General features: G+C 55.6%; 1 rRNA gene. It reads left to right on the top strand.

What is annotated here, in order from left to right:
* A 23S ribosomal RNA gene (locus tag R0J92_RS21615) occupies positions 1–518 on the top strand; the annotation flags it as partial.

Raw genomic sequence — 518 nt, forward strand, 5'->3', positions numbered from 1 at the left:
GGTGCTCTGGTAGGGTGTTAAAGCCCGAGAGAGCCGCAGTGAATAGGCCCAGGCGACTGTTTAGCAAAAACACAGGTCTCTGCAAAACCGTAAGGTGACGTATAGGGGCTGACGCCTGCCCGGTGCTGGAAGGTTAAGGGGAGTGCTTAGCGCAAGCGAAGGTGCGAACCGAAGCCCCAGTAAACGGCGGCCGTAACTATAACGGTCCTAAGGTAGCGAAATTCCTTGTCGGGTAAGTTCCGACCCGCACGAAAGGCGTAACGATCTGGGCACTGTCTCAACGAGAGACTCGGTGAAATTATAGTACCTGTGAAGATGCAGGTTACCCGCGACAGGACGGAAAGACCCCGTGGAGCTTTACTGCAGCCTGATATTGAATGTTGGTACAGCTTGTACAGGATAGGTAGGAGCCTTGGAAACCGGAGCGCCAGCTTCGGTGGAGGCATCGGTGGGATACTACCCTGGCTGTATTGACCTTCTAACCCGCCGCCCTTATCGGGCGGGGAGACAGTGTCAGG

It is taken from the genome of Tritonibacter sp. SIMBA_163 (assembly GCF_046535935.1).
Classification (GTDB): Bacteria; Pseudomonadota; Alphaproteobacteria; order Rhodobacterales; family Rhodobacteraceae; genus Epibacterium; species Epibacterium scottomollicae.